19 protein-coding genes, 4 tRNA genes and 1 pseudogene are annotated in these 23,020 nt (G+C 65.6%); 11 read left to right on the forward strand and 13 right to left on the reverse strand.

The features are described 5' to 3' along the window. Window positions 1-279 precede the first annotated feature (279 nt). The 3 genes from P8R42_24165 to P8R42_24175 all read left to right on the forward strand — a co-directional run bounded on the left by P8R42_24165 (window position 280) and on the right by P8R42_24175 (window position 2,896). Window positions 280-681 (forward strand): hypothetical protein, encoded by a 402-nt coding sequence (locus tag P8R42_24165; GenBank protein ID MDG2307692.1) that lies wholly within the window; start codon window positions 280-282, stop codon window positions 679-681. A 46-nt stretch (window positions 682-727) separates the two neighbouring features. Continuing rightward, the gene (locus P8R42_24170) at window positions 728-1,624 is read left to right on the forward strand and encodes an SGNH/GDSL hydrolase family protein (GenBank protein MDG2307693.1); all 897 of its coding nucleotides are present in this window, start codon (window positions 728-730) and stop codon (window positions 1,622-1,624) included. 105 nt (window positions 1,625-1,729) lie between these two features. Then, the gene (locus P8R42_24175; protein ID MDG2307694.1) at window positions 1,730-2,896 is read left to right on the forward strand and encodes an amidohydrolase family protein; all 1,167 of its coding nucleotides are present in this window, start codon (window positions 1,730-1,732) and stop codon (window positions 2,894-2,896) included. Between the two features lie 55 nt (window positions 2,897-2,951). Here the strand turns inward: P8R42_24175 and P8R42_24180 are convergent, their stop codons facing one another. After that, window positions 2,952-3,767: an enoyl-CoA hydratase/isomerase family protein gene (locus P8R42_24180; GenBank protein MDG2307695.1), complete on the reverse strand. Its 816-nt coding sequence runs from the start codon at window positions 3,765-3,767 to the stop codon at window positions 2,952-2,954. 290 nt (window positions 3,768-4,057) lie between these two features. Here P8R42_24180 and P8R42_24185 point away from each other — a divergent pair, with 290 nt between their 5' ends. Then, window positions 4,058-5,140 (forward strand): phosphotransferase, encoded by a 1,083-nt coding sequence (locus P8R42_24185; protein ID MDG2307696.1) that lies wholly within the window; start codon window positions 4,058-4,060, stop codon window positions 5,138-5,140. 186 nt (window positions 5,141-5,326) lie between these two features. On the opposite strand, the gene P8R42_24190 is transcribed toward P8R42_24185, so the two are convergent. Then, window positions 5,327-6,817, reverse strand: coding sequence for an alpha/beta hydrolase domain-containing protein (locus tag P8R42_24190; GenBank protein MDG2307697.1), 1,491 nt, complete (start codon window positions 6,815-6,817; stop codon window positions 5,327-5,329). 329 nt (window positions 6,818-7,146) lie between these two features. Between P8R42_24190 and P8R42_24195 the strand changes: the two are divergent. Then, a pseudogene (locus tag P8R42_24195) lies at window positions 7,147-8,297 on the forward strand (IS3 family transposase). Between the two features lie 28 nt (window positions 8,298-8,325). After that, window positions 8,326-8,865 carry a hypothetical protein gene (locus tag P8R42_24200; GenBank protein MDG2307698.1) on the forward strand — a complete coding sequence of 180 codons (540 nt, stop codon included), beginning with the start codon at window positions 8,326-8,328 and terminating at the stop codon, window positions 8,863-8,865. A 167-nt stretch (window positions 8,866-9,032) separates the two neighbouring features. Here the strand turns inward: P8R42_24200 and P8R42_24205 are convergent, their stop codons facing one another. Together P8R42_24205 and P8R42_24210 are read right to left on the reverse strand one after the other, a co-directional pair. Beyond that, complete coding sequence (locus P8R42_24205; GenBank protein ID MDG2307699.1) at window positions 9,033-9,263, reverse strand: hypothetical protein; 231 nt, start codon at window positions 9,261-9,263, stop codon at window positions 9,033-9,035. After that, window positions 9,260-9,565 (reverse strand): hypothetical protein, encoded by a 306-nt coding sequence (locus P8R42_24210; GenBank protein ID MDG2307700.1) that lies wholly within the window; start codon window positions 9,563-9,565, stop codon window positions 9,260-9,262. The genes P8R42_24205 and P8R42_24210 overlap by 4 nt, the downstream gene beginning before the upstream one ends. Window positions 9,566-9,683: 118 nt before the next feature. Here P8R42_24210 and P8R42_24215 point away from each other — a divergent pair, with 118 nt between their 5' ends. From P8R42_24215 to P8R42_24225, 3 genes are all read left to right on the forward strand, one after another. Then, a complete protein-coding gene (locus P8R42_24215) occupies window positions 9,684-10,262 on the forward strand; it encodes a hypothetical protein (protein MDG2307701.1) in 579 nt (192 codons plus the stop codon). A 37-nt stretch (window positions 10,263-10,299) separates the two neighbouring features. Further along, entirely contained in the window at window positions 10,300-11,451 is a 1,152-nt protein-coding gene (locus P8R42_24220; protein ID MDG2307702.1) for a site-specific integrase, read from the forward strand. Between the two features lie 208 nt (window positions 11,452-11,659). Then, window positions 11,660-13,507: a sulfatase-like hydrolase/transferase gene (locus P8R42_24225; protein MDG2307703.1), complete on the forward strand. Its 1,848-nt coding sequence runs from the start codon at window positions 11,660-11,662 to the stop codon at window positions 13,505-13,507. A 3-nt stretch (window positions 13,508-13,510) separates the two neighbouring features. Here the strand turns inward: P8R42_24225 and P8R42_24230 are convergent, their stop codons facing one another. From P8R42_24230 to tadA, 8 genes are all read right to left on the reverse strand, one after another. Then, window positions 13,511-14,689, reverse strand: coding sequence for an HRDC domain-containing protein (locus P8R42_24230; GenBank protein MDG2307704.1), 1,179 nt, complete (start codon window positions 14,687-14,689; stop codon window positions 13,511-13,513). Between the two features lie 63 nt (window positions 14,690-14,752). Continuing rightward, window positions 14,753-14,825 (reverse strand) — tRNA-Cys (locus tag P8R42_24235). Between the two features lie 65 nt (window positions 14,826-14,890). Next, window positions 14,891-15,994, reverse strand: coding sequence for a tetratricopeptide repeat protein (locus P8R42_24240; GenBank protein MDG2307705.1), 1,104 nt, complete (start codon window positions 15,992-15,994; stop codon window positions 14,891-14,893). Window positions 15,995-16,160: 166 nt separating this feature from the next. Beyond that, window positions 16,161-16,631, reverse strand: coding sequence for a hypothetical protein (locus P8R42_24245; protein ID MDG2307706.1), 471 nt, complete (start codon window positions 16,629-16,631; stop codon window positions 16,161-16,163). Between the two features lie 93 nt (window positions 16,632-16,724). Further along, window positions 16,725-16,798 (reverse strand) — tRNA-Gly (locus P8R42_24250). Window positions 16,799-16,867: 69 nt separating this feature from the next. Then, window positions 16,868-16,956 (reverse strand) — tRNA-Ser (locus tag P8R42_24255). Window positions 16,957-17,034: 78 nt separating this feature from the next. Continuing rightward, a tRNA-Ser gene (locus tag P8R42_24260) sits at window positions 17,035-17,124 on the reverse strand. A 72-nt stretch (window positions 17,125-17,196) separates the two neighbouring features. Next, entirely contained in the window at window positions 17,197-17,667 is a 471-nt protein-coding gene (gene tadA, locus P8R42_24265) for a tRNA adenosine(34) deaminase TadA (protein ID MDG2307707.1), read from the reverse strand. Between the two features lie 77 nt (window positions 17,668-17,744). Between tadA and ilvB the strand changes: the two genes are divergently transcribed. Both ilvB and aceE read left to right on the forward strand, forming a co-directional pair. Beyond that, on the forward strand, window positions 17,745-19,574 hold the full coding sequence (gene ilvB / locus P8R42_24270) for a biosynthetic-type acetolactate synthase large subunit (GenBank protein MDG2307708.1): 1,830 nt from the start codon (window positions 17,745-17,747) through the stop codon (window positions 19,572-19,574). Between the two features lie 67 nt (window positions 19,575-19,641). Beyond that, on the forward strand, window positions 19,642-22,308 hold the full coding sequence (aceE, locus tag P8R42_24275; protein MDG2307709.1) for a pyruvate dehydrogenase (acetyl-transferring), homodimeric type: 2,667 nt from the start codon (window positions 19,642-19,644) through the stop codon (window positions 22,306-22,308). 6 nt (window positions 22,309-22,314) lie between these two features. Here aceE and P8R42_24280 read toward each other — a convergent pair whose 3' ends face one another. Then, window positions 22,315-22,998, reverse strand: a complete 684-nt coding sequence (locus tag P8R42_24280; protein ID MDG2307710.1) for a cupin domain-containing protein — start codon at window positions 22,996-22,998, stop codon at window positions 22,315-22,317. Between the last annotated feature and the right edge of the window lie 22 nt (window positions 22,999-23,020).

Raw genomic sequence — 23,020 nt, forward strand, 5'->3', positions numbered from 1 at the left:
GTCCAACCACGATATGTTGCGGAGGTCATCCGAGACTCCTTGAGCACAGAGGCATGGGCACGAAACTACTTCTCTCAACGCATCCCTTGTCGGTCGAGCAGCTAGCCGATCGGCTATTCTCCGTCAACTGTCGACCCGTCACGACTCGGATTCGAGGTGGGCCGCGAGTTCAGTCTGGTGGCCTGCGGCCTCGCGGCCGAGGCGCGAGCAGATCACCTTGCCCGAGCCCGTCCGCGGCTGTCCCTCGGCCGGGTCGGCGAGAGACTCAGGAGGGCCTCCGTGCACTACAAGCCTGAGGACATTCCGATCTTGACCCCCGACTACGGCAACGGCTGCATGCGATCGGTCAAGGCCGGCAACATGGAGCTCGGCGCCACTTGGGTGAAGAGTGCCGTGGACACGACTCCCTACTACAAGGGGCTGCCCGACGACGCCTGCCCTTGCGAACACTACGGCTACGTCATCTCCGGAAGCTTCCGCATCCACTACCTCGACGGCAGCGAAGAGCACGTCAAAGCCGGCGAACTCTACTACATTCCGAAAGGTCACCATTTCATCTACGACGAGGCTTGCCATCATCTGGAGATCAACCCACACGAGGATCTCCAGCGGCTGATGCAGCACTTCAACGCTCAGCTCAGCCAGCAAGGTGACACGACGCCGCAGGAGCCGAAGCCGTGACACAGCGCCCTCGAGGGCTAGACGAGCTTGCCAGACTGGGTTGCCGATGACCGTAGTGCTGATCAGCGGCGGCGTGGCGGTGCTCGTCATCGGCTTCGTGAGTCTCGTCGTACTCCTCTACCAGGGACGCCGGACGCCCCATGGGCGACCGCAGTTCGTCGCGCTGGGAAGCTCGTTTGCCGCCGGGATCGGGCTCGGGCCACGGGTACCGCGTAGTCCGCATGCGTGTATGCAGAGCATCAACGGCTATCCCCAGCAGCTCGCGCGCCTGTTGGGGCTGTCTCTCGTCGACGTGAGTTGCTCGGGCGCAGCCGCGAAGCATGTCCTGCACGGCGCACAGTATTTCCAGAGGCCCCAGCTCGACGCCCTCGAAGCGAGTACGGAACTCGTCACCCTGACGATTGGGGGAAACGACGTCCGCTACGTCGGTGATCTGTCGATGCTGGCCGCGCGGCGCGAGCGATCCTTGAGCGGATGGTTGCTCGGCAAGTTCTGGAACGGGCCGAAGCCCGTCGAGGAACGGGACTTCTCCAGACTCCAGGCGGACATCCGAAGCATCCTGAACGAAATCCAGCAGCGCTCCCCGCGCGCCCGCATCGTCGTTGCCACGTACCCGACGATCGTTCCGGCGCAAGAGGTTTGCCCGAAGCTTGGTCTGACGGAAGAGGAGGCAGCGCTCATGCGCGACGTGGGTCTTCAGCTGGCCGAGACGACCCGGGCCGCCGCACGTGAGGCCGGCGCCCTCGTCCTCGACCTGGAACGGTTGTCGGCTCCGCATCACGCCTGCGCTGCCCGTCCTTGGGTGAATGGCTGGAAGCAGGCCGCGGGCACGCAGTTTCACCCGACGATGGACGGGGCGAAGGCCACCGCAGAAGAGATCGCGCGAATCCTGGGGAGCTCGACGGACGCCGATCCGGTGGCTTTCGAGAAGGACGTAAAGTGAGCAGTATCAAAGCTGGGGTGGGTCGACGTCCGTTCGAACACTCGGACCCACACGCAACGCGGGAGCTACCGACGACGGGTGGCTAACGACCTTTGGAGGATGACGATGACGGACCTTGCAACGCTCGCGACCCCCTTGCGCAGAGATCTTCCGATGCCAATCGACCGAGTCGTGCATCGAGAGGGATTGCAGCTTCCGCCCGGAACGGTAGTCGTTTCCGCCGACAGTCACTGGGAAATCGCCGAAGACATTTTCGTCGAGCGCCTTCCCGCCAAGTTTCGCGACATGGCGCCGCGCATCTGGACGGACAACGTCGTGCAGTTCGGCTTCTCTGACGGCAAGGGTAACGTCATCGACCCCATGACCAGCGAGATGAAAAAAATCTGGGAGCGAAGCACGGAGGTCGAGGGCATTCATGACCTGAACCTCCGCATCCGGGACATGGACGCAGAAGGGATCGCGAAAGAGATCAACTTCCCGAGTTTCGGGTTGGGGTTCTCCGCACTGCCCGACCTCGAGCTCCGTGAAGCCATCTTCCGGGTCTACGATGAAGCACTGGCCGAGATGCAGGCAACGGCGGCCGGCCGCTCCTACGGCGTCGCCGTCATCTCGAACTGGTGGGATGCCACGCAGGCACGGAGCGCGGTGCAGCACATCGTCGATCTCGGCTTCAAAGCGATGATCCTGCCGGTCCGGGCTGGTCTACACGCGGACGGAAAGCCCGTCGTCTATTCCGAGCCGGAACTAGACCCGCTCTGGGAAGCGATCGAGGCGTCCGGCCTTCCCCTCTGCTTCCACATCGGCGAAGGGGCGAGGTTCAGCGGCCGCGGCGGCTGGGGCATCGCGGCGATGACTTCCTTCTCACCATTCGTGCCCGTCCTCGCCCAACTGATCTTCGGCGGCATCCTCGAGCGGTTTCCCAAGCTCAAGATCGTCTTCGCCGAGGGCGGAATCGGATGGGTTCCGGCCGCACTTCAAGACGCGGAGTTGGTTTTCGACAGCTTCACGGGACTGCACAACTACTTCCCGAAGCTCCGCCCGACGGAGTATTGGTCGCGGAACTGCCATGCAACGTTCCAGAACGACGCGCTCGGCCTGAGACTGCTCGACCACATTGGAGTCGACAACGTCATGTGGGCCGTGGACTATCCGCACGCCGAAGGAAGTTGGGGCATGAGCGAAGCTTCGATGAGGACGGTTCTGGACAGCGTTCCGCCGGACGCGGCACGAAAGATCCTCGGCGGAAACGCACTCCGCGTCTTCAACCTGTGAGCCGCGGACGAAGCGCGGCAGAAGAGTATCCGCGGTGCGCGGCGTCTGTCCGAGGTCAGGTGGACGTGGTCTCGTCCACGATCTTCTGGAAGTCATCAACCTCCGGCCCTCGGGTCTGGCCACCTGCGGCCAGAAAGCGACGGATCGGCTCGACATGCTGCCCGGCGGCCATCAGCCGAGCCAGGGCTTGCGTCTCCGCGAGGATGGCGTCCTCGATCGGCCCAAGCGCGACATCGACGACGCGCTTGATCTCGGTGATCGATGCCGCGGGCATGCGTGCGATCCGCCGGGCCAACCGGTCCGCTTCGTCGTCGAGGCCATGGGGCGGCACGACGGCTTGCAGCCACCCAACCGCGAGTGCCTCCTCCGCGTCCATGTCTCGACCGGTGAGGAGCAGTTCCAACGCCCGCGCCCGCCCGAGCGCCTTGGCCCATCGAACCGTGCCTCCACCGCCGGGAAGCAGGCCCAGCGCCACCTCGGGTTGACCCACGACGGCGCGTGTCGACCCGATCCGCATGTCCATCGCGTACAACAGCTCGCAAGCGCCGCCGCGCGCCGCGCCATCGAGCACGCCGATCGTCGCACACGACAAGCGGCGAAGCCGCTCGAACAAGGCGACTCCGCCGTTGGGCTCGGCTGGTCGTTCGGTCGAGGGCTGCATCTGGAGCAACGCCTGTGCGTCTGCGTGCATGAGGAAGAAGTCCGGATTAGCGCTGCGGAACACGGCCACGCGGAGATCGGCTTCGCCCTCGAGTCGATCGAGGAGCCCGAACAACTCGATGAACAGCTCGACGTTGAGCAGCGGGAGAGGAGTGACGTCGATCGTCACCTGAGCGATGCCGTCGACGATCTCTGTTCGAACCAAGCTCACAACTTCGATCTCCCTTCGGCCCCGAGGCTCGAGTCGCTTCGCTCCCCAGGCCGTTACGCCCCCGCACACCGCGCCGTGGGCTTGCCAACGTATCAACGCTGCGTTCTAAGTGGCAAGCCAAGGGTTCGTCATGATCTGCGGATCGGCGTCGGTCGTCGACTTCGAGAAAACAGATCCCAAATCGTTCAACCAGATGGCCGCTTCCACGGTCGCGCCCGCAGCGGGCGCGACCGACTCGTAGGCGATCCACGGGCAGACGCCGTCGTCGCACAACAGGAGGATTCCAACCGATGCTGAAGCCCGACGACCTCGACGCCTCGTGGTTCCAGACGGCCCTCACCCCCCAGTATTCCGGCGTCCGTGTCTCCGGCGCGGAGATCACCAAAGTCGACGAGTGGACGAATACGCACGTTCGAATGAAGCTCTCGTTTGACGAGGCCGCCGGCGCCCCGGAGCGCGTGTTCGTCAAGTTGCCGCCCCGGAACGTCAGCAAGGCGAGGGCGATGGGTTCGGCCCGTATGGGCGCCCTCGAGGCCCGCTTCTACCAGCGGCTGGCGCCGGTCATCGATCTCCGCGTCCCGACCCCCCACGCCGCAATCATCGAGGAAGACGGAGGGTTCGCCATCGTCATCGAGGACCTCCGGGACAGCGGATGCGTCCCCTACAACGCAATCGGCGTCTCCCCCGACGCCGCCGCAGGAGCCCTCGAGGACCTCGCGAAGATGCACGTCCGGTACGAGGATCCAGGGCAACGCACCGGGAATGAAGTTTCCTGGATCGCGGCACCAGCGCCCCGTCGGGCCCCGGACCCACAACGGCCGGAGAAGCCCAACGTCGGCCAGATCCTGCTGCGACGAGGCATCGACCAAGCGCGCGACCAGCTCAACGACGCCTACGTCACGGTCGCAGAGTTCTGGATCGACCATGTGGCCGAACTTCAGGCCCTGTGGTGGGACGCACCGCACACCGTCATCCAGGGCGACGCGCACCCCGGGAACCTCTTCGACGATCACGGACGCGTAGGCTTCCTCGACTGGGGGATCATCTCGCTCGGCGACCCGATGCGCGACGCCTCCTACTTCATCTGCCTCGCACTCGATACCGAGGTGCGCCGCGCACACCAGCGGGAACTCCTGCGCCACTACCTCGACGTCCGCCGCTCGCTCGGTGGACGAGAGATCGGATGGGACGACGCGTGGAACCGCCACCGAATTCACGCGGCCTATACCGTGCCGGCCAGTTGCCAGGCGCTGGCCGTACCCGAGGACGCCACACCGAACGCCAAGAAGTTCTCCGCCTTGTTCCTTCAGCGGGCCGTGGCCGCCGTCGAGGACCTCGATGCCCCGAACGCCATCGGGGCCTTCCCGCCCTGACACGCGCAAAACCCGAGCGAGAAGCGGCTCTGCCATCATCGGAACGAATCCGTTCTGATCCGGGGCCCGGCCCAGGCACTGCTCGGGACGTTACGGCGCCGGACAGATGCCTAGAACGACGTTGGGCTCGAGGGACAGCCCGCGGACCACCACCATGATGTTCGGCTCGAGAGCGACGACGCCGCCTCACTGCGTGCCCGATACGACCTCTGCCAACCGGGCGGCGTCAACCGGCAAGAGGTAGCCCGCGGCCTGGGCATCTGCGGCAGCTTGACGCCATTTCCGGACGAACTCGTCCTGTGTTGGGTACAACGCTGTGAGTCGTTCCTGCGTGAGCGGTACCGTCTGTCCGAAGAAAACGCAGAATCCCGCCGCGTCGGCGGCGGGGAGACCGGACAGCGTCGCGACCGGTGCGTCGACTGCGGGCGTTCGCACGCCTCCCTTCACGTTGCCATTTTCGTCGATCCCGAAGGACGGTGGTGTCGTCGTCGAGTCCACCTCGAGGCGCGGCATCGAGCCTGGTTGTTCGCCCGTTTCGACCCATTCGATGAGGGTGTGAAGCGCCGCCAGCATCACGTAGTGCTGCTGGCCGGCGTTGAGGCCAGGGGGACATTCCAAGGTGAGCGGCGACCCGCCGAGGTCGACCGTGAAGCCGGTGCTGGGCGACGTCATCGACGAGAACTGCGCGACATCTGATTCAATCGTGCCGGTGTCGTCGCCGGCCTGCTGGGCGACGTAGATGTCGACGTGTGCGGTGCCAGCGACCTCCCAGAGTCGATGGGAAGGGTTATCAGGTTGCCTGGCGGGCAAGAACCCGCTGATACCCAACACGTCGGTCTCGGTCTGGAGTGTGAGAACGGGCACCGTCAAGTCGTCACGGATGAACACCGTCTCTGGCGCCGGCACATCGGCCTCCGGTGCCACGGACACGGCTGGACTCCCACCCCCACGGCTGTGGATCAGGTACCCGTCATAGACGTTCACGAGCGGCGCCAACGCGTTGACGTACGTGGTCAATCGGCCAGCTGACTGCGACTCTCCGTCGGCAATCAACGATCTCACTTGGAGGCCGGGCAAGAGCGTGGCGGACCATTCGCGAACCGCCATGCCGGCCTGCGAGTACATGTCGTAGGAGTAGCTGTCACCAGGGTGCCCGAGGGACCCGTAGCGCGCCGGGTCCGATTCCAGCAGCTGATTCACACCGACCGCTTGCGCCGAGACGCCGACGTAGGCGTGACCTTCACGAATGATCTCCCTGTGCGTGTACAACCAGTCGACAGCCTGGTCGAGGCCCGACGTTACGTTGAACCACTCGACGATGACCGTGCCGCTAAAGTCATTCCGATCCACCGGCTGCACGACGACGAGACGGGTCTTGTACGGGGCGGTCGCGTCCGGCACGACTGACCACTTCCCGTCCGAACCGAGCGGCCTCGACGACGAGTACGACGACGCCGCCCCCGAGATGAAGAACTCCGAGATCGAATAGCCGACCGAAGCCAGCGGATAGTTCCCGAACATCTGCACCGGGTTGGGCTCCGGGAGGGCATCGCTGAGATCCGGAACAGCCGCCGATGGCTCGGGCTGTACGGGTGACAGCGTGGCATCGGAGCATGCACTGATTCCCGCGACGAGCACACACGCGGCGGCCATGGCCGCCCAGCCGATCTTGTTCATGACGCACCTTTCTTCGTTGCACCGCCCACGGATCTACCGGCAACGCCCTCCTGCATGCATTGTCTCGACATGAGATGTCAAACGACGGCCCCAGTTCACCCCGCTTCCGCTTCGTTGTTCGCCGTCAATCGACGAATCGTCGCGGAGCGAGGCCAAACGCCACCTTCTGAGAGCGCCGCGGTGTTCGACAAACGGGACGCCCGATCCGCCGCCATTCTGGACCCACGAGAGTGTCGACGACTTCTCCTCCCCGAGTCTCAACGTGATGTGCCCCGGTTTTCACGGAGTCGGATTTCTGGAATCTAGAGCTGCTGTCGGAGGAGGACAGCATGGGAAGAAAGGGCTACCCAGCCGAGTTTCGGCGACGGGTATTGAAGCTTGTCGAAGCCGGGAGACGCATTGCGGAGGTCGCAACGGATCTCGGTATCAGCCAGCAAACGATCTACGACTGGCGTCACCAGGATCGGATCGACAAGGGCTTGGAGTCGGGCATCTCGTCAGCTGCACAGGTCGAGCTCGCCGCGGCTCAAAGGCCCGTGCACGAGCTAGAGAACGAGCTCCAGGTCCATCGGCGGGCCACGGAACTCCTGAAGGGTGACACCCGCCCAAACGTCGGTACGCGGCGATCCAAGTGATCGCCGCGGAAGGGCTATCGGTGCAACTCTCCTGCCGAGTACTCGGCGTCTCTCAATCGGGCTACTACGAGTGGCGAGACCGACCGCCGTCGGCACGTACGATTCGCCACGTGTGGTTGACCGACATCATCCGGCAGATCCACGTGGACTCGCGCGAAGTGTACGGAGCCCGCGGCGTTCATGCCGAGCTTACACTAGGCCGCGGCGTCGCCGTCGGCATCCGGGCAGTCGAGCTTCTCATGCATCGGGCCGGAATCCAGGGCTTGGTCGGCCGCCCTCGCTACCGCCACGTTTCGAATATGGCTACCGCTGAAGACCTCGTTGATCGCGACTTTCAGCGTACAGAGCCAGACCAGCTGTGGGTGACCGACATCACCGAGCACCCGACACGCGAGGGCAAGGTCTATTGCGCCGTCGTCTTGGACGCCTTCTCTCGGCGCGTCGTGGGCTGGTCGATCGATGCATCACAGACTGCGGCGCTCGTGACCAACGCGCTCGGCATGGCGATCGACCAACGCTCGCCGGACGGCGACACCGTGATCCACTCGGATCACGGCACGCAATTCACTTCGTGGGCCTTCACGCAGCGCGCCCTCGACTCTGGTCTCGTGCCTTCGATGGGATCGGTCGGCGATTGCTTCGACAACGCCGTGATCGAGTCGTTTTGGGGGCGGGTGCAGGTCGAGCTACTGAATCGAAAGAAGTGGCGAACTCGAGTCGAGCTAGCGAACGCCATCTTCGAATACCTAGAGATGTTCCACAATCGGCAGCGGCGTCACTCGGCGCTTGGAATGCTCACGCCTGTCGAGTTTGAGGCTCGGCACAGAACGAGAACGGCAGCATGAATCCAGTTTTCGAACTCCGGAGAACCTCATGGGCTCCGGAGAACCCGGAGCGATTCATGCCGAGCCGAGACTGCCCCGAGCGGACCCAGCCATCCTTCCCCTGCTCGCTCGCCTCGTGCCGACCTCGCGTAGTGCAACGCTTCTCGTCCAGCCCGAAACCATCCTCCGATGCCACCGGCGCGGCTTCCGACTGCTCTGGAAGCGCAGCTCCAACCCCACGCAAACAGAGCCGCGAATCTCTGCCGAGACGATCACCCTCATCGAGAAGACGGCGGCGACCAATCGCCTCTGGGGAGCCGAGAGGATTCGCGGTGAACTGCCGAAACTCGACATCAGACTCGCAAAGCGCACGATCCAGAACTACCTGCGGCGGATCCAGAGACCTCGCCCACCCAGCCACCGCTCATCCACGTTCCTTCCCAACCATGCCCGCGAAACCTGGGCCTACGACTTCTTGCTCGGGAACTCGATCGTCACGCCCCAGGACCCATCGGCGGCCGATGGACCGATCCGGCGTCGCGAGCGCGGAGGCGGGATCCTGAACCACTACTACAGAGATGCGGCGTAGGCCCCGGCCGAGTTCCCGGACACGACGCGGCCGAGGAGTAGCAACCCCTCAGGAGGCCTCAACGGTTTCGGGACGATCGAGTTCTCGGAAGCCACAGCCGTGCGACGACGAAGCAGCGGATCACGGGCCGCCGAATACATACCCAACTGCTCGAACAAGTTCGTGATTCAAGTCTCCGGACGGTCCTGCGTTCGTCGCGCCGGGCGGCCGCCTCTCCGTGAGGTCAGCGCCGCGATGTTCCCTGCGTGCAGCTCTGGCCACGAGCACCAACGCCCGGCGAGGTCGGCGAGCGATGCCGCGCTCGGCAGGAAGCCCAGCGGGCCTTCGTAGGCCTCGGCCTGGACGACGACCCAGCCGACGAGTTCGTTGCCGGCGACGACCGGCAGCACGGCGATCACGACGCGACCGCCCTACGCTGCGCGCGCACCTTCTTGCGTGGCCCGGTCGGGTGATACTCGCCGTTCGCCTTCCGAGTCTCGATCCTTGCCCGTCGCGCAGCCATCGCGCGCTGGTGCCCTCCCCCGCCGAACCATCGAATCACGTCTGACAGCCGGTGCCGGCGCGACCTCCCCTGCCCGACCGTCGGCAAGTCCCGCGCGTACTGACGCCAGAGCGTGATCGTCGCCGCGCTCATCCCCATCGCCTCGGCGAGCCCGGCTGGGTTCAGCAGCGGCTCGATAACCTTGACCTTCGATTTCATTCGCAGACCCTCCCTCGAGATCTCCATTGTACAAATGAGTATCCATGTATAGTATGCTTTGACATGACTACGCAACCAGGCTTGAAGACGCCCCAGAGTTCGGGCACCTTCCGCGCGCATGCTGAGCCCCAATCAGGCGACGCTCGATTTCCTGGCGAAGCTGGCAGCGACCGACTCCCTAGATGCGCTGAGCCCGGCCGAGAACCTGCTGCTGCGCGAAGACGCGGCGAAGGTCTCGTCGGAGTTTGGGACGGTGTCGAAACGTCGACAGACCGAGATCCTCGGCGAGCTACAGATCGACTGCCGCGACGTGATCGCCGGGCTCCTCGCCGGGGAGAACGTGAGCCTCACGCACCGCGACCTGAAGCTCGCCACGCCTCGCACTGGCCTCATCTCCCGCCTGAGGCACCTTGGCGACGACGGGTATTTGCACCCCTCTCCGACCGCGAGTCGCGGCGTCAAGGGCGCCCAGGGGCTCTGGGAGGCCTTCTGGCAGGCCGTCGACACATCGCAACGCTTCCCGTTCGCGCTGTGCCCGCGGGACAAGCGCATCTTCGCGCCTCGGTCCTCGCGACAGCGCTTCTGCTCTCCGAGCTGCGCGCAGGCGTACAGCCACGACAGCAGACGCGAGGAGCGGCTCGAGTCGATGCGCGAGTATTCGCGCAAGCGACGGGCGAAGAAGAAGCCGATGCGGTAGCGCCATCGCCGCCGCTCTCGGCCAGGAGGGCGGTTACATGAGGCGAAAGTACGGGATGGGCGGCGTCTACCAGCGCGGTGCCGTCTGGTGGTTCTACTGGAGCGACAACGGCCGGCAGCGCTTCGAGTCGAGCAGGTCGAGCAGCAAGCCTGCGGCGATGGCGATGCTCGCCGAGCGGCAGAGCCAGGTGAAGACCGGCCGGCACCTCGAGCACGCCGACCGCGTGACGCTCGGGGCTCTACTCGACGGCGCGCTCGAAGACTACGAGACCAACGAGCGCCGCTCGATGCGAAAGGCCCGGACGAACGCAGCCATCCTGCGGGCCTACTTCGGCGACGTGCCGGCGCAGGCAATCAGCTCGGCCGACGTCCGGCGGTTCTCGAAGCAAGAGCGCACTCGAGACCTGCCGGCCGGCAGCTATCGGTCGAACGCCACGATCAACGCGAGGCTTCGCCTGCTGAAGAAGGCACTCCGCCTGGGCGTCCGCGACCGGAGAATCGCCCATCACACGAGCGTCCCGCTCCTACGCGAGCCGGCGCCGCGCAAAGGCTTCGTGCATGACGAGACCTACGACCGTCTCATGGCCGCCCTACCCGAGCACCTCCGGCCCGTCGTCGCGATCGCCTACGAGACGGGATGGCGGCGAGGCGTCATTCTCGACCGGACGTTCGACCACTTCGACCTACACCGCGGGAAGAACGGCGCGCTCCGACTCGAGCCGGGCGAAGGCAAGACCGGCGAGCCCGTAGACTTCCCGGTCTCGGCGGAGCTCTCCGCCATGCTGAAGGAGCAGATCCGCCACGCACCGACCGGCTGTCGGTGGCTGTGCTATCGGCCCGACGGTCGGAAGGTCCGCGACTTCCGCGGCGCGTGGGCGACGGCGTGCCAGACGGCCGGCGTGCCCGGGCTCATGTTCCACTCGCTCCGACGCTCAGCAGCTCGGAATCTCGACAACGCCGGAGTCCCGCAGCCTGTCGCGCAGGAGGCGATGGGCATGCGGACCGACTCCGTGTGGCGACGCTACCGCATCGTCTCCGACCGCGACCGCACGGCGATGGCGGACGCGCTCGATGCCCGGAATCGCAAACGGCATGGCACCGACGCCGAGGCTAGAGCACTACAGGAAGCATTACAATCGGTGGAATCTCCGGCGACCGACGAGCCCTCCGACGGCGAGGCGATCCACTGAACGGGTCGCGTCTACCCGCGCGAACCCGGTCTGCCGGTATGCACGGGGCGACAGCGAATCGTGGATACCGCCGGAGCTTTTAAGTCCCCTGCGTCTGCCTATTTCGCCACCCCGGCTGCAAACCCCCTAGCATGTGCGGCGTTCCGGGGGCGCGGCCGCGTATCTCTACCTACCCCCCGTTCCCTGGATCTGCGACTAACAGGCACCCGTGAGATTCCTGATCACACTCGCCCTACTCGCCTGTACGACCCTCGCGGTGGCAAGCCCCGTGGACCGCCCCAACATCGTCCTCATCATCGGGGACGACTTGGGCTGGCCTTACTACGGCTTCGCCGACAGCCCGCAAGAACTCGGGACGACGTCCGGTCCGACTCCGGTTCACGATATCGTGTCGACACCGAACCTCGACGCGCTCGCGGCGGGCGGAGCGCTGTTTCGAAACGGCTATACGACCGCCTCGGTTTGCCAGCCCTCGCTGCGAACGTTGCTCTCGGCTGCCGGGTTGTACCCAAGCGAATGGGCGACGCGGCGCGCGGCATTGGTAGCGACCGGCATCGGCCCGATTCCGTACCGAGGAGAGGTCCCGTACTACCGAACGGTTCCCCGCGAGTTGCAGCGCTACGGCTACCGCTCCTGGGAAGGTGGGAAGCTGTGGGAGGGGAACTTCGAAGACGCCGGGTTTACGCACGGCCTCGCAGTCAATCGGCACCCTACCCTGTTCGGGATCGATGGCGTCAACTTTGGGCGTGACGACTGGGACACCGCAACCTGCGGCTCGACCGGGGACACGACGCCCTGCCCTGCGTTGGAGCCCCTTCGAGACTTCCTCGAGGAGGCCGGCACGGACCCCTTCTTCCTGTGGTTCGCGCCCCTGCTCCCCCACGCACCGGAAAACGCGCCTCAGATCTACCAGAACGAGCTCGCGGCACTTGGCCTGTTGCCCTACGAGGTCAGGTATCTCGCGAACGTTCGCTGGCTGGATGAACTCGTGGGTGAACTCATCCTCGAACTCGAAGCACGTTCGCTCCGCGATGATACGGTCATCATCTACCTCTCCGACAACGGATGGGGACTCGGATTCCAGTTCGTGGGAAGTACAGGCCGAGGCAAGGGAACGCCCTACGACCTTGGCTCGCGCACGCCGTTCATCTTCTCGTGGCCGGGTCACATCGCTCCCGCGGAGTACCCGGATCTGGTTCTCGCGAGCGACATCCCCGCTACCATCTTGTCTTTCGCCAACGCGGCACGGCAGCCTTCCGAAGCCGCCGGCATCGATCTCCGTGCCCGCACCCTCGGTGGAGCCCCGATCGGACGGACGGAGATCATCCAGCACTACGGCGGCGACGACACCGTGCTCGCTCCGCCCTGGCGCTACATCCGCCACGACAACGGAACGGAGGAGCTGTACGAGATCGGGATCGACCCGTTCGAGTACAACGACGTCGCCAGTGATCACCCGAGCATCGTCGCGACGCACCGTGCCACCGCCGACGATCACCTGGCTGCGCTCTACATCCCGCCGGCGCGCACGGAGATCGTCGGACGCGTAACGGCCGCCGGCACCCCCATCGCGGGAGGCCAGCTCCGCTTCGGGTCGCAGACCGTGAGCACCGACACGAACGGCTATTTCGTGATCGGGCCGCTCGAGCCCGGCGTCGACCGACTTCGTCGGAATCGCCGCATGGGCAAGCTCTCCTGGGAACAGGACGCCTTGTTCGCCTCCCTCCCGTTCGGCGGCGGCGGCCTGTATCTGCCGATCGAGGCGCGTGCCGCCGGCAACCAGCTCACCGAAGCGTCTGGACGCGTACGAGGCATCGTGACCGACAGTGTCACGAGCGCCCCGCTCCCCGGTGTCGCGATCAAGCTAAAGGGCTCGCCGACCTCGCTGCGGACAATCTCGGGCCCCGCAGGAGAGTACCTCTTCGAGGGCCTACCGCCGCGGCTCTACAAGCTCGCTGCAAAGCGCAAAGGCTACCGCGTCGCGAAGGTCAGCGACATCGAGGTCCTACCCGGCGACGAGTTGGTCACGCTCCCGGTCGCGCTCGAGCCGAAGTAGCGCCTAGGAGGAGGAATCGTCGTCGAGCGGTATCAGGCGGACTCCGCCCTTACCGTTGCCCGTGATGCCAAGCCGTCCGGCAAGGAGATCGAGTAACGGGCGACCGGCGATCTCGTGGCGCCAGCCCGAAGCGAGCTTGCCCGAGGTGCGGCCCGCGGCCAGCGAGTGCACGTCGAACCGGCTGCCGAGCATCGACGGTTCGATGCCGCGGTCTTCAGAGATACGCGCAATCAAAGCTTGCCCGAGTGCGATCGTCGGACCGAGATCCTCCAGGGGCGGCTCACCCTTGGTCGGCAACCGGAGCTGATCCTTGTTCAGTGCTTCACCGCGCTCGACGGCCGCAAGGATCTCCTGCTCCGCTCCGCCCTTCAGAGCGCGACCGTCGAGGCCACGGATGCGACTCAGGTCTTCGCGGGAACGCGGGCCGCGCTGGACAATCGATGAGAGTGCGAGTTCCGCGAGGACAAAACGGGGAGGGATGTCACGCTTTGCCGCGAGCCGTTCGCGCCATCCCGCGACTTCCTGGGCGACGCCGCGGGTCGAGCCGCGGAAGCTGCGACTACCTTTGATCTTCCACCACGCGGCGTCCGGATCCGGCGGTCCGAGGGGACGCGTGCGCACCCGCTCGCACTCTTCCTCGATCCAATCGAGCGTGCCTGCTTTGTGCGCCTTCTCCTTGAGCTGCTCGGTCATCCCCAGGAGATACACGACGTCGGAGGCCGCGTATGCGATCTGTCCCTTGTCGAGCGGCCGACGGGTCCAATCCGTGAGGCGGTCGCCCTTGGGCAGACGGTCACCGACGAGCGCACCGACGAGTTTCGCGAGAGACGCGAACCCGAGGCCGCAGAACGCCGCCGCAATCTGCGTGTCGAACATGCGCGCCGGGATCGTGCTGCAGACGTGATCGAGAACTTCGAGGTCCTGCTCGGCGGCGTGAACGATCGCCAGGCCCGGTCCTTCGAGGACACGCTTGATCGGGGTGATATCGACCGCGAGCGGATCGACCACCGCGACGCCCTCATCCCACGAGAGCTGGATTAGCGCCAGGTGCGGATAGTAGCTGCGTTCACGATGAAACTCCGTATCGAAGCCGTAGATCGGCTTCGTCTCGAGGAGTTCGACCAACGAGGCGAACTCGTCGTCGGTATCGATCCACTGCGGTTCAACCGTCGTTGCAGCCATGTCAGGTCCAACTCCTAGCGGCGCGACGCCGGTGACGCGAGATCGGAAGGAGAAACGGGGGAAAGGCGGCGGCCAGATTTGAACTGGCGAATAAAGGTTTTGCAGACCTTCCCCTTAACCACTTGGGTACGCCGCCAAAGCCCGTTTCTGGCCGCGTGAGCTACCACAGCCCCCGGAGTCACGCCAGTCAGACTCAGGATCCTAGTTCGGGCGGCGCCGAGACGGTGCGCCCTTTTTCCGGGCATCCTGGAGGTGGGAGCGAGCAACCGCCGCCCATTCGCTGCCGGGCTCGAGCTCCAGGAACCTCTGCCAGTGCTGCAGTGCCATCGCCCAGCTTCCCAGCTTCTCGGCGACGAGCGCGAGGTTGAAGTGAGCGTCCGCGTAGCCGGGCCAGAGCACGATGGCCCGCCGGTACGCACGCATCGCGCCCAGGAGGTCGCCGGTCTCGTCACAAGCGTTGCCCAGGTTGAAGTGCGTCCGCGGGTTGTCGGCGTCGGCGATGGTTCCTCGCGTGTACACCTCGCGCGCCTGCTCGAACTCGCCCATCTCGTAGTAGACGTTGCCCAGGTTGATCAGCGACGGAACGTGGCTCTCCTCGATCTCCAGGGCCCGCTTATAGGCGGCAATCGCGGTCGGGAAGCCGGAACGATCGCGGTCGGCGCAGAAGCCCACATCGAACCACGCGTCAGCCGACTCCTTCTCCATCGTGAGGTCGACGCGCTTGGGCTGCGGCTTCACGGCGGCCATTGGGAAGCGGAGTTCGAGCTGTCCGCCGGCGCGCGGAAGAAGGCGGTTGATTGCCTGCGCCAGAGTCAGGCCGGCGGCGAGCATCTCGTCGACTTCGCGAAGAACCCGTAGGTCGCGAAAGCCGTACCCGGTGCCATTGGCGAGCGCGACGGGCTGAAGCAGTCCGTGGCGGGCGAGTCGCTGCCGCCTTGCCCAGGTCACGCGCGGGTACAGGCGCGCCGCATGTGTCGAGGCGACGAGGTCGCGCAGGGTCTCACGGCTCGGAACGGTGAGCGTGCGTGCGCTCGAGCCGAGCAGGCTCAGGAACTGCGCTTCGTCGACGGTCCGCGCGGTCTTGCTCGACCGTGCCTGAGCCCCTACGCCGACGACCAGGAAGTCAGCGGTGCTCGCCGAGGACATCTGGCCTCCGGCCTGCAGGACCAACCGCCGTGCGACGCGGCGATCGCACGACAACAGGCGTCCCGCAAAGGCTACGCGCTTCCCGCGCAACGCAGAGGATCCCTGGCGTGCCTTCGTGCTCGTACGAGCTACCGCCGGCGCACTTGCCTGGTCCTGCACCTTAACGCTCGTCGTCGGCAGCTGCGAACGTCCTTCTCGTCCCTTCGTCGTCGACAAAGTTGCCGCCCCCCAAGTCCGACGGCTCTACCAACTTCGGCTGAATGTCAAGGCGATCGGCTTCGTTTGAGCGAACGGCCGCCCGAGTCGGCTCGGCGACGGGGCTCGTTCAGCCGCCCGCGGCGGATACGCTTCTCTGCGTGAGTGCTTGCACCTGGCGCACGGCATCTTGGATCGTTTCCGCGCGTACGACGACGCCGAGCTCGGGAACTTCGGCCGCATAGCGCCCTTCGTCCTCGCGCCAGTCGATGACGATGCGATGCTTGAAGGGGGCTGTAGGTGCCGGCGCGGCGGCTGCGTTCGGCGCCTTGGCACCCGCCGACGCGGCTGCGCGACCTTTCGCCCGACTCACGACGACGCGACGACCACTCAACATCGAATCGTTTAGCGCCTCGATGGCAGCATCGGCAGCGGAGTCATTCGGAACTTCGATGAAGGCAAAGCCACGACTACGGCCCGTTTCGCGATCGGTGATGATCCGGATTCCGTTCACCGAGCTGTGTGCCTCGACGGTCAAGCGAAGCTCCGACTCGGTCGTGGCGAAGGGGAAGTTGCTGACAAACAGGGTGCAGGGCGCCATGGCCTTGGCCTATCACGCAGCAAACTATACAGGCCAGCCAGAAAGTGCGGGGGCTTGCCGCCGCTCGTGAAGACGCTGCGGGGCTCGGAAGAGAGCGGGTGACCGGGGTCGAACCGGCGACCTCAACCTTGGCAAGGTTGCGCTCTAGCCAACTGAGCTACACCCGCATTTCCGAACGGCCACTACCTAATGGACCGTTTCACTCTGAGCAACTGTCCGTCGAGGAGACGGGAAAACGGAGAGGGTGGGATTCGAACCCACGGTACCGGTTTCCCGGTACACGCGATTTCCAGTCGCGCCCATTCGGCCACTCTGGCACCTCTCCCAAAACCGGGAGACGTCACCGCACCGGCGTCTTTCGACGGCCCGGGGCGGCGGATCTCACGGATCGGACCTACGGGAGCGGAGAGGGTGGGATTCGAACCCACGAGACCCCTTTGGGGCCTACACGATTTCGAGTCGTGCGCCTTCAACCGGACTCGGCCACCTCTCCCGATCGCGGGTGATCTACCCCGCGCCCTGAGCCGTCGCAACCGTAGATCGGGCAAATGAGGCTGCTGCGGCCTCAATCGGCGCCCCGGCGGGCCCGAAAGAAGCGGCGCAGAAGGTCGCCGGCCGGAGCCGCCAGAATGCCTCCCTGAACCTCGATCCGGTGATTTACGCCGGGCAGAGCTCGGAGGTCGACGACCGAGCCCGCCGCCCCACCCTTCGGGTCTGTTGCGCCGTACACGATCCGAGAGACGCGGGCGTGGAGCGCCGCCCCGAAACAGAGCGAGCACGGCTCGATCGTGGCGTACAGGGTCGTGCCGGGCAGCCTGTAAGCCTGCTCGTTGCGTGCGGCCTCCCGCAGGGCGAGCACTTCTGCGTGGGCCGTGGGGTCGCAGAGCGCGATCGGGGCGTTGTGGGCCCGTGCCAGCTCGCTCTCGCCCCGAACCAGGACGGCCCCGATCGGGACCTCGTCCCGGCGAGCCGCCTCCTCGGCCTGTTCGAGGGCGAGGGCCATCCACGCCTCGTCCATCTGGTCCTGTCCCGCCATCTCTTGGGAATCCGTGGCACCGCAGGGGGCCGGATGCTAGGTCAAACAGGCCACTTTCGGCATTCAGGAGACGAATGATGACCACTCTGCACGAGGCCAAGAGCGCCCCGCGGCACCCGCTCGCCGGCACCACGATGACCGGCTCCGACATGGTCGTGCAGGTTCTGGCGGACGAAGGGGTCGACACCGTCTTCGGATACAGCGGCGGAGCGATCCTGCCGACCTACGACGCGGTCTTCCGCCACAACGAGCAGCGCGACCCGGAGCAGGCCATCCGACTGGTCGTTCCGGCCACCGAGCAGGGCGCCGGCTTCATGGCGGCAGGCTACGCCCGTGCCACCGGCAAGGTCGGCTGCTTCATCGTCACCTCGGGACCGGGTGCGACCAACGCCGTCACGCCGATCCGCGACTGCCACGCTGATTCCGTTCCGGTCGTCCTGATCTGTGGCCAGGTTCCCCGCGCCGCGATGGGGACCGACGCGTTCCAGGAAGCCCCGATCTTCAACATCATGTCGGCCTGCGCGAAGCACGTCTTCCTGATCACGGACGAGACGAAGATCGAGGAGACGGTACGCAAGGCGTTCGACCTCGCACGGACGGGTCGACCCGGCCCCGTAGTCATCGACCTGCCCCGCGACGTGCAGCTCGCCGAAGGCACGTTCAAAGGCGAGGGCCTGCTGCCGCTGCGCGGCTACGACCAGCGGATGGCCAAGCTCCAGCGCTCCGTCCTGACCGAGAAGGCGGCCTCCGACTTCTACTCGCTGCTCGAGGAATCCGAACGACCGCTGATCTACGCCGGCGGTGGCGTCATCAATGCCGAAGCCGCAGAAGAAATCCGCGCGTTCGCCGAACGGTTCCAGATCCCGGTCGTGACCACCCTCCTGGGCATCGGTGCCTTGGACACGACGAACGATCTATCACTACGCATGCTCGGCATGCACGGGACCGCGTTTGCGAACTACGCCGTCGAAGACTGCGATCTGCTGATCGCCGTCGGCGCGCGCTTCGATGATCGCGTCGCCGGCAAGGTGAAGGAGTTCGCACCGGGCGCGCGCATCGCGCACATCGACATCGACGCTTCCGAGATCGGCAAAGTGAAGGGCGTCGACTGGGCGCATGTGGCGGACGCTCGCCAGGGTCTCACCGAGCTGCTTCAGGCCGGCAAGTCCTGCGCAAAGAGCTTCGCGCCGTGGCTCGAAGCCGTTCGCGAACTGCGCACGAACCACCCCCTGAATTACAACCGCGACTCGCCCCACCTCCAGCAGGAGGAAGTGCTCGAGACGATGAATGAGATCACCAAGGGCGAGGCGATCGTCTCGACCGGGGTCGGTCAGCATCAGATGTGGGCCGCCCAGTACCTCGACTTCGTCCACCCGCGCACCTTCCTGACCTCCGGAAGCATGGGGACGATGGGCTTCGGCCTCCCCGCAGCGATCGGAGCGCAGCTCGCGCACCCCAACAAGCTGGTGATCGACGTCGACGGTGACGGCAGCATTCGCATGAACCTGGGCGAGCTCGAGACGCTCACCACCTACGACATTCCTGTGAAGGTCCTTCTGCTGAACAACTATGGCGACGGCATGGTGCGCCAATGGCAGGACCTGTTCTACTCGCAGCGCTACTCCGGCACCGACAAAGCCCTTCACAAGAAGGACTTCGTGAAGGCCGCCGAGGCCGACGGTTTCGGGTTCTGCCAGCGGGTTTCGGAACGTCCGAAGCTCCGTGAGGCGCTCGAAGCGTTCCTGCACTTCCCGGGGCCGGCGCTGCTCGAGGTCGTCGTCGACAAGAGCGCGCACGTCTACCCGATGGTCGGTCCTGGCATGGGCTACAAGGACATGATCACCGGGAAGTACATCAAGGCACGCGAGCGCAAAGAGGTGATCGTCGACAAGAGCGCCGGCTTCTGAGAACCCGCGCTAGCCGCAGAACCCACACAGCCCTTTGATGGTTCCGGCGCCGTGATAGCCTGGCGCCATGGATCTGGAACCACAGCCCGACCCGAATCCGGACGAGACTCAGACGTGGGTCGACGCCCTGTCCGACCTGATTCGCAAACAGGGAAAGACGCGTGGCCGCCAACTCCTCGGCCGGCTCCTGGAGCACGCACAGCAGAGTGGCGTAATCACGCCGTTCTCGGCGAACACGCCGTACGTCAATACGATTCCGGCCGAGGAGCAGTCGGTCTATCCGGGCGACCGCGACGTCGAGCGTCGCATTCGGGCGATGGTCCGTTGGAACGCGATGGCGACGGTCGTGCGCGCCAATCGGGAGCGTCCCGGCATCGGCGGTCACATCTCGACCTACGCGTCTCTCGCGACGTTGCTCGAGGTCGGGTTCAATCACTTCTTCCGCGCCCACACCGACGAGGCCCCGGGCGACTTCGTGTACCTGCAGGGCCACTCGGCGCCCGGCATCTACGCCCGTGCCTTTCTCGAGGGCCGGCTCACCGAACAAGACCTCGGCAATTTCCGACGCGAACTCGCGCCCGAAGGCGGACTGAGTTCCTATCCGCATCCCTGGCTCATGCCCGGCTTCTGGGAGTTCCCTACGGTCTCGATGGGGCTCACGTCGATCTCCTCGATCTACCAAGCGCGCTTCAACCGCTACTTGCACGCCCGCGGCCTGGCCGACACCTCGCGTTCACGCGTCTGGGCCTTCCTCGGCGACGGGGAGATGGACGAGCCGGAGAGCATGGGTGCGATCACGCTCGCCTCGCGCGAGCGCCTCGACAACCTGGTCTTCGTCGTGAACTGCAACCTGCAGCGTCTCGATGGCCCTGTTCGCGGGAACGGCAAGATCATCCAGGAACTCGAGGCAGCGTTCCGCGGGGCCGGCTGGAACGTGATCAAGGTCATCTGGGGCGAAGACTGGGATCCCATCCTCGCCCGCGACCAGAGCGGGCTGCTCGTGCGGCGCATGGGCGAGGTCGTCGACGGCCAGTATCAGAAGTACACTGTCGAGTCGGGCTCCTACATTCGGGAGCACTTCTTCGGGAAGTACCCTGAGCTTCTCCAGCTGGTCGACGGCCTCACGGATTCGAAGCTGAATCGTCTGCGTCGTGGCGGACACGACTCCAAGAAGGTGTACGCCGCTTTCGCCGCCGCTGCCGAGTACCGCGGCGCGCCGACCGTCATCCTCGCAAAGACCATCAAAGGCTACGGCCTCGGAGCGGGTGCCGAGGGGCGCAACGTCACCCACCAAACGAAGAAACTTAACCCGCAGGAACTTCGCCAGTTCCGCGACCGCCTGGGCATCCCTATCAACAATCAGGACCTCGAGGACGTTCCGTTCTATCGCCCGACGGATGACACCGAAGAAATGCAGTACCTTCGCGAGCGGCGTGAGGCGCTCGGCGGTCCCGTGCCGCGCCGTCGGATTCGGTCCAAGCCGATCGCTCCTGTCAGCCCCGACCTGTTCGCCGAGTACAAGACCGGCGGGCGCTCACGCGACGTCGCGACGACGCAGGTCTTCGTCGGACTCCTGCGCCACCTGATGAGCGATCCCAAGATCGGCCCCTTGATCGTGCCCATCGTCCCCGACGAGGCGCGCACCTTCGGAATGGACGCCCTCTTCCGGAAGTTCGGGATCTACTCTCAGCAGGGCCAACGCTACGAGCCCGTGGATTCCGACATCGTCGCGTTCTACCGCGAGGCGGAAGACGGCCAACTTCTCGAGGAAGGCATCACCGAAGCCGGCGGGATGGCGTCCTTCACGGCCGCGGGCACCGCGTACGGCGCTCTGGGTGTGAACACGATCCCGTTCTTCGTCTTCTACTCGATGTTCGGGTTCCAGCGGATCGGCGACCTCATCTGGCAGCACGCCGACTCGCGCGGCAAGGGCTTCCTCATCGGAGCGACCGCCGGCCGCACCACACTCGCGGGCGAAGGCCTGCAACATCAGGACGGCAACAGTCACCTGCTCTCGAGCGTCGTTCCCACCGTGCGCGCCTACGACCCCGCCTACGGCTACGAGCTGGCCGTGATCATCGAGGACGGAATCCGTCGGATGTACGTCGATCGCGAGGACGGCTTCTATTACCTGACCGTCGGAAACGACATCTACCCGCAAGCCGCAATGCCCGAGGGCGCCGAGGAAGGGATCCTGCGAGGGATCTACCTCTTCCAGGCCGCTGATCCCGCGGTGACCGGTCCGAAGGTTCACTTGTTCGGGAGCGGTGCGCTGCTTCCCGAAGTCCTGCGTGCGCAGACTCTGCTCGCGGCGGAAGGCGTTGCGGCGAACGTCTGGAGCGTGACGAGCTACACCGAACTCCTGCGCGACGCTCGCGCCGCAGAGCGCTGGAACCGGCTGCACCCACTGGAGGAACCGCGCGTTCCCTACGTCTCTCAGGCGCTTGGCCCGGACGCCATTCCAGTCATCTCTACCAGCGACTACGTCGCGGGCCTCGCCGCTCCGCTGGCCTCGTACCTCCCGGACGGAATGCACGTCCTGGCAACGGACGGCTTTGGACGAAGTGACACGCGCGCGGCGCTCCGTCGGTTCTTCGAGGTCGACCCCGAGACTATCTGCGCGGCAAGCCTCTACGAGCTTGCACGACGCGAGGAGATCGAACCCGAGCGCGTCGCCGAGGCGATCGCGCGCCTCGGACTCGACCCGGAAGCTCCGGACCCCGCGCGTTCGTGAGGCACACTAGTTCTTCGCGTAGCGCATGACGAGAAGTGCACGGGCCGGCTCGCTTCCCGGGTTCTCGTACACGTGCGGGACGTCCGCGCGGAAGAAGATGTTGTCACCCGCGGCGAGCCGGGTCTCGGCCGTCCCGGCGCGTAGAATCATCTCACCGGTTGTGACGACGATGTGCTCGAACGTCTCGCTCGCGTGCGCCTCGGCCGGCTCCACGCATCCCGGCTCGAGCGTGAGGTCGTAGACCTCGGCCGCTCGGGGGTCGCCTTCGAAGAAGAGCACGCGCGACCGGAACTGGTTCGTCGCGGACGCGATCACGCGGCCACGGGAGGCGCGCTGGACCCGGAAGTCCGGATCGCCGGCGGCCGTCAGGAGGGTGTGCGCGAGCAGACTTCCGAACGGCACCTCGAGGCCCGTCGCAAGATGCCATACGGCCCGCAGGCTCGGCACGGCGCGGCCTCCTTCGAGCGTCCGCAGCAGTTCGGCTCGAATACCGCTGCGGCGAGCGAGCGCATCGAGGCCGATTCCGCGCTCGGCGCGAAGGCGCGCGACGTTTTCTCCGACCGCCTTGCCCAGCGCGTGGCCTTCGGGACTATCCGGCCCGCTGAGACTGTTGACCCGTTCCTCCCGGACCTCGTCGAGGACCGCGTCGTCGAGAGACGCGCCGCCCTGCCCCTCGTCATGCGTGCCCATGAGGCGAGCAGACCATTTCACT

Source organism: Candidatus Binatia bacterium, from assembly GCA_029243485.1.
GTDB lineage: Bacteria > Desulfobacterota > Binatia > UBA12015 > UBA12015 > VGTG01.

What these genes read in the sequence shown, in the direction of transcription:
- P8R42_24170 (MDG2307693.1), top strand. Translation starts at nt 728, where the DNA reads ATGACCGTAGTGCTGATCAGCGGCGGCGTGGCGGTGCTCGTCATCGGC.
- aceE (MDG2307709.1), top strand. Translation starts at nt 19,642, where the DNA reads ATGGATCTGGAACCACAGCCCGACCCGAATCCGGACGAGACTCAGACG.
- P8R42_24175 (MDG2307694.1), top strand. Translation starts at nt 1,730, where the DNA reads ATGACGGACCTTGCAACGCTCGCGACCCCCTTGCGCAGAGATCTTCCG.
- P8R42_24215 (MDG2307701.1), top strand. Translation starts at nt 9,684, where the DNA reads ATGCTGAGCCCCAATCAGGCGACGCTCGATTTCCTGGCGAAGCTGGCA.
- P8R42_24190 (MDG2307697.1), bottom strand. Translation starts at nt 6,817, where the DNA reads ATGAACAAGATCGGCTGGGCGGCCATGGCCGCCGCGTGTGTGCTCGTC.
- P8R42_24200 (MDG2307698.1), top strand. Translation starts at nt 8,326, where the DNA reads ATGGGCTCCGGAGAACCCGGAGCGATTCATGCCGAGCCGAGACTGCCC.
- P8R42_24220 (MDG2307702.1), top strand. Translation starts at nt 10,300, where the DNA reads ATGAGGCGAAAGTACGGGATGGGCGGCGTCTACCAGCGCGGTGCCGTC.
- P8R42_24245 (MDG2307706.1), bottom strand. Translation starts at nt 16,631, where the DNA reads ATGGCGCCCTGCACCCTGTTTGTCAGCAACTTCCCCTTCGCCACGACC.
- P8R42_24185 (MDG2307696.1), top strand. Translation starts at nt 4,058, where the DNA reads ATGCTGAAGCCCGACGACCTCGACGCCTCGTGGTTCCAGACGGCCCTC.
- tadA (MDG2307707.1), bottom strand. Translation starts at nt 17,667, where the DNA reads ATGGCGGGACAGGACCAGATGGACGAGGCGTGGATGGCCCTCGCCCTC.
- P8R42_24280 (MDG2307710.1), bottom strand. Translation starts at nt 22,998, where the DNA reads ATGGGCACGCATGACGAGGGGCAGGGCGGCGCGTCTCTCGACGACGCG.
- P8R42_24230 (MDG2307704.1), bottom strand. Translation starts at nt 14,689, where the DNA reads ATGGCTGCAACGACGGTTGAACCGCAGTGGATCGATACCGACGACGAG.
- ilvB (MDG2307708.1), top strand. Translation starts at nt 17,745, where the DNA reads ATGACCACTCTGCACGAGGCCAAGAGCGCCCCGCGGCACCCGCTCGCC.
- P8R42_24210 (MDG2307700.1), bottom strand. Translation starts at nt 9,565, where the DNA reads ATGAAATCGAAGGTCAAGGTTATCGAGCCGCTGCTGAACCCAGCCGGG.